At 59.2% G+C, this 12,427-nt stretch carries 10 protein-coding genes; all 10 read left to right on the top strand.

All coding sequences use genetic code 11. The annotated features are described in order from the left end of the window. Positions 1 to 95: 95 nt before the first annotated feature. The 10 genes from aroQ (at position 96) to retS (ending at position 12,418) form a co-directional block, all read left to right on the top strand. Complete coding sequence (gene aroQ, locus RGM3321_RS14430) at positions 96 to 548, top strand: type II 3-dehydroquinate dehydratase (RefSeq protein WP_244393610.1); 453 nt, start codon at positions 96 to 98, stop codon at positions 546 to 548. A 76-nt stretch (positions 549 to 624) separates the two neighbouring features. After that, on the top strand, positions 625 to 1,080 hold the full coding sequence (accB, locus tag RGM3321_RS14425) for an acetyl-CoA carboxylase biotin carboxyl carrier protein (RefSeq protein ID WP_002555370.1): 456 nt from the start codon (positions 625 to 627) through the stop codon (positions 1,078 to 1,080). Between the two features lie 17 nt (positions 1,081 to 1,097). Then, complete coding sequence (gene accC / locus RGM3321_RS14420) at positions 1,098 to 2,441, top strand: acetyl-CoA carboxylase biotin carboxylase subunit (RefSeq protein ID WP_002555371.1); 1,344 nt, start codon at positions 1,098 to 1,100, stop codon at positions 2,439 to 2,441. A 138-nt stretch (positions 2,442 to 2,579) separates the two neighbouring features. Then, complete coding sequence (prmA, locus tag RGM3321_RS14415; protein WP_005746710.1) at positions 2,580 to 3,458, top strand: 50S ribosomal protein L11 methyltransferase; 879 nt, start codon at positions 2,580 to 2,582, stop codon at positions 3,456 to 3,458. 24 nt (positions 3,459 to 3,482) lie between these two features. Further along, on the top strand, positions 3,483 to 4,793 hold the full coding sequence (locus tag RGM3321_RS14410) for a DUF3426 domain-containing protein (protein ID WP_244393608.1): 1,311 nt from the start codon (positions 3,483 to 3,485) through the stop codon (positions 4,791 to 4,793). 317 nt (positions 4,794 to 5,110) lie between these two features. Further along, on the top strand, positions 5,111 to 6,124 hold the full coding sequence (gene dusB / locus RGM3321_RS14405) for a tRNA dihydrouridine synthase DusB (RefSeq protein WP_244393607.1): 1,014 nt from the start codon (positions 5,111 to 5,113) through the stop codon (positions 6,122 to 6,124). Next, positions 6,121 to 6,441 (top strand): DNA-binding transcriptional regulator Fis, encoded by a 321-nt coding sequence (gene fis / locus RGM3321_RS14400; RefSeq protein WP_002555375.1) that lies wholly within the window; start codon positions 6,121 to 6,123, stop codon positions 6,439 to 6,441. Before dusB ends, fis begins: the two co-directional genes overlap by 4 nt. An 80-nt stretch (positions 6,442 to 6,521) precedes the next feature. After that, positions 6,522 to 8,126, top strand: coding sequence for a bifunctional phosphoribosylaminoimidazolecarboxamide formyltransferase/IMP cyclohydrolase (purH, locus tag RGM3321_RS14395; RefSeq protein WP_244393606.1), 1,605 nt, complete (start codon positions 6,522 to 6,524; stop codon positions 8,124 to 8,126). A 116-nt stretch (positions 8,127 to 8,242) separates the two neighbouring features. Further along, on the top strand, positions 8,243 to 9,538 hold the full coding sequence (purD, locus tag RGM3321_RS14390) for a phosphoribosylamine--glycine ligase (RefSeq protein ID WP_244393605.1): 1,296 nt from the start codon (positions 8,243 to 8,245) through the stop codon (positions 9,536 to 9,538). Between the two features lie 90 nt (positions 9,539 to 9,628). Next, on the top strand, positions 9,629 to 12,418 hold the full coding sequence (retS, locus tag RGM3321_RS14385) for a hybrid sensor histidine kinase/response regulator RetS (protein WP_244393603.1): 2,790 nt from the start codon (positions 9,629 to 9,631) through the stop codon (positions 12,416 to 12,418). Positions 12,419 to 12,427 lie beyond the last annotated feature (9 nt).

The following is a 12,427-nucleotide window of genomic DNA, read 5'->3' as shown; positions in this document are numbered from 1 at the left end:
ATCGTGCTGGCTACTGTTGTTAACTGGACAGTCCATTGCCCTTCCGGCATAGTCGCCGGGCGTAAACCGCTCGCAGACAATAAAAGGAACACGCAATGGCGACTATCCTGGTCCTTCACGGGCCCAACCTGAACCTGCTGGGCACTCGGGAACCCGGGGTCTACGGCACCATCACCCTGCTCCAGATCAATCAGGACCTGGAGCAACGCGCGCGCGATGCCGGTCACCATCTGATGTACCTGCAAAGCAATGCCGAGTATGAACTGATCGACCGTATTCACGCCGCACGCGGTGAGGGTGTGGACTTTATTTTGATCAATCCGGCTGCTTTTACGCACACAAGCGTTGCAATACGTGACGCGCTGATGGGAGTGAGCATCCCATTCATCGAAGTGCATTTATCAAACGTGCACAAACGCGAACCTTTCCGCCATCACTCCTACTTTTCAGATGTCGCTGTAGGAGTGATCTGCGGCCTGGGAGCCAGCGGATACCGCCTGGCCCTGGAAGCCGCCCTGGAACAACTGGCCGCCAGTGCCAAGCCATGACGAGTCCAGCCTGAGGCTGACCACATCGCTTGAAACGGCCGACAAATTGCCCTTACAGAACCTTGGGAGTTGATTAATGGATATTCGCAAAGTCAAGAAGCTGATCGAATTGCTGGAAGAGTCCGGCATCGACGAGCTGGAAATTCGTGAAGGCGAAGAATCCGTACGGATCAGCCGTCACAGCAAGACTCCAGCGCAGCCTTACTACGCGCCAGCCCCGGTTGCTGCGCCTGTCGCCGCACCGGCTCCTGCAGCCGCTCCAGCCGCAGCAGAAGCACCATCGGCTCCGAAACTGAACGGCTTTGTGGTCAAGTCGCCAATGGTCGGTACGTTCTACCGCACCCCGGCACCTACTTCGCCTGCATTCGTCGAAGTGGGTCAGACCGTCAAGAAAGGCGACACCATCTGCATCGTTGAAGCGATGAAAATGATGAACCACATCCAGGCCGAAGCCAGCGGTGTGATCGAATCCATCCTGGTAGAAAACGGTCAGCCGGTTGAGTTTGACCAGCCGCTGTTCACAATCGTTTGACCCGGGGAGAGCCTGCGATGTTGGAAAAAGTTCTAATCGCCAACCGCGGCGAAATTGCCTTGCGCATCTTGCGTGCCTGTAAAGAACTGGGCATCAAGACCGTCGCTGTACACTCCACGGCAGATCGCGAGTTGATGCACCTGGGCCTGGCAGACGAAACCGTCTGCATTGGTCCAGCACCGGCGAATCTGTCCTACCTGAACATTCCGGCGATCATCTCGGCTGCTGAAGTGACCGGCGCCACGGCGATCCACCCTGGCTACGGCTTCCTCGCTGAAAACGCCGATTTCGCCGAACAGGTCGAAAAGTCGGGTTTTGCCTTCATCGGCCCGAAAGCAGACACCATCCGCCTGATGGGCGACAAGGTTTCTGCCAAGGACGCCATGAAGCTGGCCAACGTGCCAACCGTTCCGGGTTCCGACGGCCCGCTGCCGGAAGACGAAGCAACCGCTCTGCGCATTGGTCGTGAAGTGGGTTACCCGGTGATCATCAAGGCCGCCGGTGGCGGTGGCGGTCGCGGTATGCGTGTGGTTCATCGCGAAGAAGACCTGATCGAAGCTGCCTCCCAGACCCGCGCAGAAGCTGCGGCCTGGTTCAGCAACCCGATGGTCTACCTGGAAAAATACCTGACCAACCCGCGTCATGTGGAAGTCCAGGTCATTTCCGACGGCCAGGGCCAGGCGATTCATCTGGGCGACCGCGACTGCTCGCTGCAGCGCCGCCACCAGAAGGTTCTGGAAGAAGCACCGGCACCATTCATCGACGAACAGGCGCGTGCGGATGTTCTGGCTGCCTGCGTCAAGGCGTGTATCGATATCGGCTATCGCGGCGCGGGTACTTTCGAGTTCCTGTACGAGAACGGCCGTTTCTACTTCATCGAAATGAACACCCGTGTTCAGGTGGAGCACCCGGTTTCCGAAATGGTCACCGGTATCGACATCGTCAAGGAGATGCTCAGCATCGCCGCCGGCAACAAACTGTCGTACACCCAGGATGACGTGGTCATCAAAGGGCATGCACTGGAATGCCGGATCAACGCCGAAGACCCGAAAACCTTCGTTCCAAGCCCAGGTCTGGTCAAGCACTTCCACGCACCGGGCGGCAACGGTGTGCGGGTCGATTCGCACCTGTACAGCGGCTACAAGGTTCCGTCCAACTACGACTCGCTGATCGGCAAAGTGATCACCTGGGGCGCGACCCGCGAAGAAGCCATGGCACGCATGCGCAATGCCCTGGACGAAATCGTGGTCGACGGGATCAAGACCAATATCCCGCTGCACCGTGATCTGACCCGTGATGAAGGCTTCTGCGAAGGCGGAGTCAACATCCACTACCTGGAGCACAAACTGGCCAATCAATAAGCCAGTGTGTTTCAGAACGACAAAGCCGCAGCGATGCGGCTTTGTTGTTTGCAGCGCATAGCAGTAAACTTGCCCGCTTCCTGCGGCCGCGCCGGCCGTGCAAGCCGCACCTAATTTCCAAATCGAAGGTAATCCGCCATGCCTTGGCTGCAAGTCCGTCTCGCCATCAGCCCAGAACAAGCCGAAACCTACGAAGACGCCCTTCTTGAAGTCGGCGCCGTGTCCGTGACATTCATGGACGCCGAAGACCAGCCGATTTTCGAGCCTGAACTCAACACCACGCCGCTATGGACACACACCCATTTGCTGGCGCTGTTCGAAGCCGACACCAATGCCGAAATGGCCTTGGCACACCTGAGCCTGTTGACCGGCGAAGAACTGCCCGAGCACAGTGCCGAAGTCATCGAAGATCAGGACTGGGAGCGCAGCTGGATGGATAACTTCCAGCCAATGTGTTTCGGCAAGCGCCTGTGGATCGTGCCAAGCTGGCATGCTGCGCCGCAACCGGATGCCGTGAACCTGCTGCTTGATCCAGGCCTGGCATTCGGAACCGGCACCCACCCGACCACCGCACTGTGCCTTGAATGGCTGGACGGCCAGGACCTCAAAGGCTGCAACGTGCTGGATTTCGGCTGCGGCTCGGGCATTCTGGCCATCGCCGCCCTGCTGCTGGGTGCCGAACAGGCCGTGGGCACTGACATCGACGTGCAGGCACTGGAAGCCTCTCGTGACAATGCCGGACGCAATAATATCGCTGCCGAGCGCTTCCCGCTGTACCTGCCCGAGGACCTGCCACATCAGCAAGCCGATGTGCTGGTCGCCAACATTCTGGCTGGCCCGCTGGTTTCCCTGGCGCCGCAACTGGCATCACTGGTCAGGACCGGCGGTCGCCTGGCGCTTTCAGGCATCCTGGCCGAACAGGGCGAGGAAGTCGCTGCGGCGTATGCTGACAGCTTTGATCTGGACCCGATCGCAAACCGAGATGGCTGGGTACGCATCACGGGACGCCGCCGTTAACCGCCGCTTCAACCGGACAGCAGCATGACCGACAGTTTTGTCACCCAGTGCCCGCACTGCCAGACCAGTTTCAGAGTCAGCCACGCTCAACTGAGCGTGGCCCGCGGCGTGGTGCGATGTGGCGCCTGCCTGCAGGTTTTCAACGCAGCCCGCCAGTTGCTGGAGCAGCGCGCCATAGTCGACTCCGAAAAGGAGGCCCTGAGCGCCGCACCGGTGGCCATAGCCCCGCCCCAACCAGAGCCTGCGTCGACCCCCGAACCCGAGCTGATGCCAGAACCGGAAAAGGCCCCTGAAGACGATGACCCCTGGCAGGTCAGCGAGCTGGATCTGGACAATCTGAACCTGGACGAAGAACTGGCTCGCCTCGAACAGCGCGAGACCCGACGACCCGACACCTTCGCCCGCCCGTCCAGCGATACCGGCACTGACGATGAGAACCTTACGGCGAAGCGTGACCATCGCCAGACCGACGAGGCTGCCTGGGTCGGCACGCTGCACAACGACGATGTCGAACGCCTGCCCGAGCTGCACGCCGAGGTCATCCCCGACCCTGATTCGCCCGAAGACCCGGAGCCTTTGCCCGACGACAAAAGGACCGAGCCCTCGCTGTCACTGGACAAGCACCTGGACGATGACGAATCCGTCGTGCTTGTTACCACACCGCGCAAGACCCCGCCTGCCGAAAGAGCGCAACGCTGGTCAGCCGTGGATGACGACGAAGATCATGACGACGACGACCCAGAACCTGAACCCCGTGGCAGACGCAGCCGTAACGAACCTGCAGTGCGCGAGCAGGCACTGCTTGACCTGACTGACGACCCTTTGCAACTGGACTGGCAGCCGCCCAAACCGCGCTGGGGCCGGCGCCTTGCGTGGGGCCTGTTGATCGTACTGGCTCTGGCGGGGCTGGCCGGTCAATACGTCTGGTACCATTTCGATCAACTGGCTCGCCAGGATCAATATCGCCCGTGGTTCCAGCAGATTTGCCCGCAAATTGGCTGCAAGGTGCCGACCAAGGTCGATATATCCCAGCTCAAGAGCAGCAATCTGGTGGTACGCAGCCATCCCGAGTTTCAGGGGGCTCTGGTGGTGGACGCGATCATCTATAACCGTGCCTCGTTTTCCCAGCCGTTTCCGCTGCTGGAGCTGCGTTTTTCCGATACCGGCGGTCAGTTGATTGCCAGTCGTCGGTTCAAGCCCGGTGAGTACCTGAGCGGCGAAATGGCCGGCAAGGAAGAGATGCCACCCCAAACGCCGATCCATATCGCGCTGGATATCCTTGATCCAGGTGCCAAAGCCGTGAACTACAGCCTGAACTTCCGTTCGCCGGAATGACCGGCACACTGCAATAACGTCGACTTTACTTGATCCAATACAGGCTCGTTATGCCAGGGAACGCTGCATGATCGCAGAATTTATAGTGCTAAATGCCGTGTAATCGTTCCCTGCAAGCGCCGCAACGAGCTGTTCAGATTTTATCCAATTCAGCCTTTATCCAGTCATCGAGAGCGGGTATCATGCCAACCCTTTTTCAAACTCTCGGTTCGATCTGACGGTGGCGCATGCGGCTGGTGGGACGGACCGTTGCAGACCGGGTGAAACGGTTTTTTACACGGCCTGCGGATGATTTGGCCTCCACAACAGGTAAGGCTATGTCGGCAGTACGCATCGGCCCATATACAGTGCAAAACGGCTTGATCCTCGCCCCGATGGCGGGCGTCACCGACCAGCCTTTCCGTCAGCTGTGCCGACGACTCGGTGCCGGTCTGGTGGTTTCGGAGATGGTTACCAGTGACATGAGCCTGTGGAACAGCCGCAAATCGCGTCTGCGCATGATCCACGAAGGTGATCCCGAGCCGCGCTCGGTACAGATCGCCGGTGGTGATCCGCAGATGCTGGCAGACGCAGCACGTGCCAATGTCGAACTGGGTGCCCAGATCATCGACATCAACATGGGTTGCCCGGCCAAGAAGGTCTGTAACAAGGCGGCTGGCTCGGCGCTGTTGAAAGACGAGCAACTGGTGAACGACATCCTGCAGGCCGTCGTGGCTGCTGTCGATGTGCCGGTCACGCTGAAGATCCGCACCGGATGGGATCGCGACAACCGAAATGGTCTGACGGTGGCGAAAATCGCCGAGCAGGCCGGTATTCAGGCACTGGCGGTACACGGGCGAACCCGTGCCGACCTTTACACCGGCGAAGCCGAGTACGACACCATTGCCATGATCAAACAGGCAGTGTCGATACCGGTGTTTGCCAATGGCGACATCGATTCACCCGAAAAAGCCCGGCGCGTGCTACAGGCCACCGGCGCAGACGGGTTACTGATTGGCAGGGCCGCCCAGGGGCGTCCCTGGATTTTTCGCGAGATAGAACACTTCCTGCGTACCGGAGAAAAACTCCCGGCCCCGCAGTCGAGTGAAGTGGAACGTATTCTGCTTGAGCATCTGGCAGCGCTCCACGTTTTCTATGGAGATGTGATGGGCGTGCGTATTGCACGCAAACACGTCAGTTGGTATCTCGCAACCCTGCCGGGCGCCAGAGAGTTTCGCGCCCACTTCAATCGTTTGGAAGATACGGATGCACAGTGCGCCAACGTCCGGGAGTTCTTCAGCCAAGGCTGCAAGGGCCCGGATAACGAGAATGATAAAGAGGTGGCCGCATGACGATGATGACCGAGACTTTAGTGAGTGGAACAACACCCGTGAGCGACAACGTCAATTTGAAACAGCACCTCAACACGCCGAGCGAAGAGGGCCAGACCCTGCGCGGAAGTGTCGAGAAGGCGCTGCACAATTATTTCGCCCACCTCGAAGGCGCATCCGTCACTGACGTCTACAACCTGGTGTTGTCGGAAGTCGAGGCTCCGCTTCTGGAAAGCGTGATGAACTACGTCAAGGGCAACCAGACGAAGGCTTCCGAGCTGCTGGGACTGAACCGCGGCACGCTGCGCAAGAAACTCAAACAGTACGATCTGCTTTAAAGCATTCAAAACAGAAAAGGCGACCTTGCACCGCGGTCGCTTTTTTTTGCTGACTTCTTTTGCTTTTGATGGAAATCGAGATGACCGACCAGACTACCCGCCTGCCTATCCGTCGCGCCCTGATCAGCGTATCCGACAAGACAGGAATCCTTGAGTTTGCCCGCGAGCTTGAAGCGCTGGGCGTCGAGATTCTTTCCACTGGCGGTACGTTCAAACTGCTCAAGGACAACGGCGTCGCGGCAGTTGAAGTGGCTGACTACACCGGTTTCGCTGAAATGATGGATGGCCGGGTCAAGACTCTGCACCCCATGATCCACGGCGGTATTCTGGGTCGTCGTGGCATCGACGACGCCATCATGACCGAGCACGGCATCAAGCCGATAGATCTGGTTGCCGTCAATCTGTATCCGTTTGAAGCCACTGTCTCCAAACCGGGCTGCGACCTGCCGACCGCCATCGAAAACATCGATATCGGCGGCCCGACCATGGTCCGTTCCGCTGCGAAGAACCATAAAGATGTCGCAATCGTGGTCAACGCCAGTGACTACGGCCAGGTATTGGAAAGCCTCAAGGCTGGCGGCCTGACCTACGCACAGCGCTTCGACCTGATGCTCAAGGCGTTCGAGCACACCGCCGCCTACGACGGCATGATCGCCAACTACCTGGGCGGCGTCGACCAGACTGCCGAAACCCTGAGTACCGAAGGCCGCAGTCAGTTCCCGCGCACCTTCAACACCCAGTTCGTCAAGGCCCAGGAAATGCGCTACGGCGAGAACCCGCACCAGAGCGCGGCGTTTTACGTTGAAGCCAAACCTGCCGAGGTCGGCATTGCCACGGCCACCCAGTTGCAAGGCAAGGAACTGTCGTTCAACAACGTCGCCGATACCGACGCCGCGCTGGAATGCGTCAAGAGCTTCGTCAAACCGGCCTGCGTGATCGTCAAGCACGCCAACCCATGCGGTGTCGCGGTCTGCCCGGATGATGAAGGCGGCATTCGTCAGGCGTACGAGCTGGCCTATGCCACCGACTCCGAATCGGCATTTGGCGGCATCATCGCCTTCAACCGCGAGCTGGACGCAGCAACGGCCAAGGCCATCGTCGAGCGCCAGTTCGTCGAAGTGATCATCGCGCCAAGCGTCAGCGCCGAAGCGCGTGCCATCGTGGCCGGCAAAGCCAATGTGCGCCTGCTGATCAGCGGCCAGTGGAGCGAGCGTCTGCCTGCCTGGGACTACAAACGCGTGAATGGCGGCTTGCTGGTACAGAGCCGTGATATCGGCATGATCACTCAGGCGGACCTCAAGGTCGTTACCCAGCGGGCCCCTACCGAACACGAAATGCATGACCTGATCTTTGCCTGGAAAGTCGCCAAGTACGTCAAGTCCAACGCCATCGTCTACGCCCGCAACCGCCAGACCGTCGGCGTCGGCGCAGGTCAGATGAGCCGCGTGAACTCGGCACGCATCGCCGCCATCAAGGCCGAGCATGCCGGGTTGCAGGTGCAGGGCGCGGTCATGGCCTCCGATGCGTTCTTCCCGTTCCGTGACGGTATCGACAACGCGGCCAAGGTCGGCATCACTGCCGTCATCCAGCCCGGCGGTTCGATGCGTGACAACGAAGTGATTGCGGCAGCAGATGAAGCAGGCATCGCGATGGTCTTCACCGGCATGCGCCATTTCAGGCACTAATCAGAAAAACGGCCGCACTGGCGCAGGCGTCTGCTGCGCCATTACGGCCTCGTACGGCGGTTGGGTCGCCCAGGCACACCGCGTACTCCAGAATCAGCGTCATCGAGGTTTTTGAAATGAATGTTTTGATCATTGGCAGCGGCGGTCGTGAACACGCCCTGGCATGGAAAGTCGCTCAGGACCCACGTGTGCAGAAGGTGTTTGTCGCACCGGGCAACGCGGGCACGGCCATCGAAGCCAAGTGCGAGAACGTGGCTATCGACGTTCTGGCACTGGAGCAACTGGCGGATTTCGCTGAAAAGAACGTTTCGTTGACCATCGTCGGTCCTGAAGTGCCGCTGGTTGCAGGTGTTGTCGACCTGTTCCGCAGCCGTGGTCTGGACTGCTTCGGTCCGACCGCCGGAGCTGCGCAGCTTGAGGGTTCCAAGGCGTTTACCAAGGACTTCCTGGCGCGCCACAAGATCCCCACTGCCGACTATCAGAACTTCACCGAGATCGAGCCTGCCCTGACCTATCTGCGTGAAAAAGGCGCTCCGATAGTCATCAAGGCCGACGGTCTTGCGGCAGGCAAGGGCGTGATCGTCGCCATGACCCTGGCAGAAGCCGAAGATGCCGTACGTGACATGCTGGCTGGCAACGCCTTTGGCGAAGCCGGTTCGCGCGTTGTCATCGAAGAGTTTCTCGATGGCGAAGAAGCCAGCTTCATTGTCATGGTCGACGGCAAGAATGTGCTGCCCATGGCCACCAGCCAGGATCACAAGCGCGTCGGCGACGGCGACACCGGCCCGAACACCGGTGGCATGGGGGCTTACTCCCCTGCCCCGGTGGTCACCGCCGAAGTTCATCAACGTGTCATGGATCTGGTTATCTGGCCGACCGTCAGGGGCATGGCTGATGAAGGCAATGTTTACACCGGATTCCTCTATGCTGGTCTGATGATCGATAAAGCTGGCAACCCGAAAGTCATCGAATTCAATTGCCGCTTCGGCGACCCGGAAACCCAGCCGGTCATGCTGCGCCTGCAATCGAGTCTGGTACTGCTGGTTGAAGCGGCACTGGCGCAGGCACTGGACAAGATCGAAGCACAGTGGGACCCCCGTCCAAGCCTGGGAATCGTCCTGGCCGCCGGTGGCTACCCTGGCGATTACGCCAAAGGCGCAGTCATCGAAGGTCTGGACGCTGCAGCACAGCTTGAAGGCAAGATATTCCACGCGGGCACTGCCTTGCAGGATGATCGTGTCGTGACCGGCGGCGGTCGTGTACTGTGTGCTACAGCACTGGGTGACAGTGTTGGCAACGCGCAGCAAAATGCCTATGCGCTGGCTGCCAAGGTTGATTGGCAAGGATGTTTCTATCGCAAGGACATTGGCTACCGTGCCATTGCCCGTGAGCGTGGCGAAGAGCTGGAATAATCAATCAGGCCTGCCTCTTCAATCAGAGGCAGGCCGATTGACCCGGCATTCGCGGTTTTACCCGGCATTCACTCACGAAGGGATTTCATTGTGCGCTGGCTCAGGATTGCCATAGCCTCAATTGCTGGACTGCTGACCCTGCTGTTCATGCTTTCGGCACAGGCCGAGCATGGCGCAGGATGGTCTACGCTGCTCGACGAGAAGGCCCACCTGACGCTGGATGAAATTCGTTCGGCGCGCTATCAGAATCAATTCAGTCCTATCGAGCTGGAACGTGTCACTGCGGCGGAACGTGACAGTGCGGTATGGCTGCATTACCGCCTGCTGCCTACCCAGCACGAGCAGCTTCTGCGCATCTTCGCTCCGGACCTCGCAAGCGCGGACATGTATGTCATGGACGGCGATCAACAGATTGATCACCTGCGCACCGGCACCGAGGTGCCCAAGGAAGATCAGCGTCTGCCTTCGAACGATTTTCTGCTGCCGATCCCGCAGAGTTCAAACACGCTGGATATCTATCTGAAGCTGGTCTCCACCCAGAAAATGCGCCCCAGCATTACCCTGGAGCCGGCCATCAAAAGCGCCGCCGACGAGACCGAATCATTCCTGTTCGGGCTGCTTTTCGGTGCGCTGTCGATGCTGATCGTGCAGAACCTGACGCGCTACGGGCATACACGGTCGCGTAGCAATCTATGGCTCGCCGCCTGCGAAGCACTGCTCGGGCTCAGTGCCCTGTTGCTGCTTAACCTGCTCCGCCCGATTGACCCGTGGAATATCGCACAGACCCCCAGTGCGCACATTGCGCTGTTGCTGGCGGCCGTTGCAGGCCTGATCTACACCTATTGCTTCTTCGTCCATCGCAACGCCCGCAAACTGGATCGCCTGTTGCTGGGCAACGCCGTGCTCATGGGCATCGGCAGTGTGCTGGTACTGCTGGACGACAGACTGCCGATCAACATTCTGACCTTCGGCCTGGTCTCGTTGACGACGTTAAGTATTCTGGCGGTGTCTATGTGGCACTGGCAGAAGGGCTATCGTTCGGCGCGCCTGTTTGTCCTCGGGATGATCATCTTCAATATTGGTTACATGGTGGTTCTGCCGGGCCTGCTGTGGCTGAGTCTGGTGCCGCCACAGTGGCTGATACTCGCGCTGCTCAGCGTGTTCTGCATCAGCGGTCTGTCGATGAGCCTGGCCCTTAGCGAACGCCATCGCAGCATCACCGAAGACCGTTTCAGCCTCAGCCGCGATCAGGCTGCCAGTACCGCCGAAATCAATGCCAAAGCCGAATTTCTGGCCAAGATCAGTCACGAGATTCGCACGCCCATGAATGGCGTGCTGGGCATGACCGAACTGCTGCTCGGCACGCCGCTGTCAGTCAAGCAGCGCGACTATGTGCAGACCATTCACAGTGCCGGTAACGAACTGCTGACGCTGATCAACGAGATTCTGGACATCACCAAGCTCGAGTCAGGGCAGATTGAACTGGACGATGTGCAGTTCGACATCGGTGCGCTGGTCGAGGACTGCCTGAACATCTTCCGCGCCAAGGCCGAGCAGCAGCAGGTCGAGCTGATCAGCCAGATCCAGCCCCAGGTGCCACGCGTTATCAATGGCGACCCGACTCGCCTGCGCCAGACGCTATTGAGCCTTCTGGAAAACGCCCTGAAGAAGACTGACGAAGGTGAAATTCTTCTGGCCGTCGCCCTTGAGTCTTCGAAAAACGGAAAGACGCGTTTGCGTATTTCGGTGCAGGACAGCGGTGAATCGCTTTCCGACGAAGAACGTGAAGAGTTGCTGCACGCTGAACTGCACAGCCGGAATTTCCTGGCCAGCAGCAGGCTCGGTGGTCACCTGGGGCTGGTCATCGCCCGCCAGTTGATCATCCTGATGGACGGCGAATTCGGTATTCAGAACAGCGGCACCCAAGGCAACACGTTATGGCTGAATCTGCCGCTGGACGCAAAGCTGCTGGAGCAGCCGACCATCGATCTGGACAGCCCGCTCAAAGATGCCAGAGTGCTGGTGGTCGACGACAACGATACCTGCCGCAAGGTACTGGTTCAGCAATGCAGCGCCTGGGGCCTGAATGTCAGCGCAGTGGCGTCCGGCAAGGAGGCACTGGCATTGCTGCGGACCAAGGCGCATCTGCGCGACTATTTCGATGTGGTCCTGCTCGACCAGAACATGCCCGGCATGACCGGCATGCAACTGGCCGCCAAGATCAAGGAAGACCCGAGTCTGAATCACGACATTCTGTTGATCATGCTTACCGGCATCAGCAATGCCCCAAGCAAGATCATTGCTCGCAACTCCGGTATCAAGCGCATTCTGGCCAAACCGGTGGCGGGCTACACGCTCAAGACGACGCTGGCAGATGAACTGACCCAGTTGAACAAGGGCGTTGCCGCGCAAAAACCCGGCCCGGTCATCAATACGCCGGTCAGCGTACCGGGCGACTTCCGGATCCTGGTAGCCGAAGACAATAGCATTTCGACCAAAGTGATCCGTGGCATGCTCGGCAAGCTCAACCTGAATCCCGATACGGCGAGCAACGGCGAAGAAGCGCTGCGTGCCATGAAGGCACAGCGTTACGATCTGGTACTGATGGACTGTGAAATGCCGATACTCGACGGTTTCTCGGCCACCGAGCAATTGCGTGCATGGGAGGTCGGCAATCAGCGAGTGCGCACACCGGTCGTTGCACTGACCGCGCATATTCTCACCGAGCACAAGGACCGTGCGCGCCAGGCAGGTATGGACGGTCACATGGCCAAACCTATCGAGCTTTCGCAACTGCGCGAACTGGTCGAACACTGGGTAGCGCACCGCGACAAGGCTCGCGGACTGTCTTCGGACGGTGAGCAGTATCGACAAAACTGACAGTAACGG

Origin of the sequence: Pseudomonas sp. RGM 3321 (genome assembly GCF_022836805.1) — a bacterium.
Lineage (GTDB): Bacteria > Pseudomonadota > Gammaproteobacteria > Pseudomonadales > Pseudomonadaceae > Aquipseudomonas.
The sequence above is the reverse complement of the archived record's forward strand: the minus strand, read 5'-3'. Positions and strand labels throughout refer to the sequence as shown.

What these genes read in the sequence shown, in the direction of transcription:
- aroQ (WP_244393610.1), top strand. Translation starts at nt 96, where the DNA reads ATGGCGACTATCCTGGTCCTTCACGGGCCCAACCTGAACCTGCTGGGC.
- accB (WP_002555370.1), top strand. Translation starts at nt 625, where the DNA reads ATGGATATTCGCAAAGTCAAGAAGCTGATCGAATTGCTGGAAGAGTCC.
- accC (WP_002555371.1), top strand. Translation starts at nt 1,098, where the DNA reads ATGTTGGAAAAAGTTCTAATCGCCAACCGCGGCGAAATTGCCTTGCGC.
- prmA (WP_005746710.1), top strand. Translation starts at nt 2,580, where the DNA reads ATGCCTTGGCTGCAAGTCCGTCTCGCCATCAGCCCAGAACAAGCCGAA.
- RGM3321_RS14410 (WP_244393608.1), top strand. Translation starts at nt 3,483, where the DNA reads ATGACCGACAGTTTTGTCACCCAGTGCCCGCACTGCCAGACCAGTTTC.
- dusB (WP_244393607.1), top strand. Translation starts at nt 5,111, where the DNA reads ATGTCGGCAGTACGCATCGGCCCATATACAGTGCAAAACGGCTTGATC.
- fis (WP_002555375.1), top strand. Translation starts at nt 6,121, where the DNA reads ATGACGATGATGACCGAGACTTTAGTGAGTGGAACAACACCCGTGAGC.
- purH (WP_244393606.1), top strand. Translation starts at nt 6,522, where the DNA reads ATGACCGACCAGACTACCCGCCTGCCTATCCGTCGCGCCCTGATCAGC.
- purD (WP_244393605.1), top strand. Translation starts at nt 8,243, where the DNA reads ATGAATGTTTTGATCATTGGCAGCGGCGGTCGTGAACACGCCCTGGCA.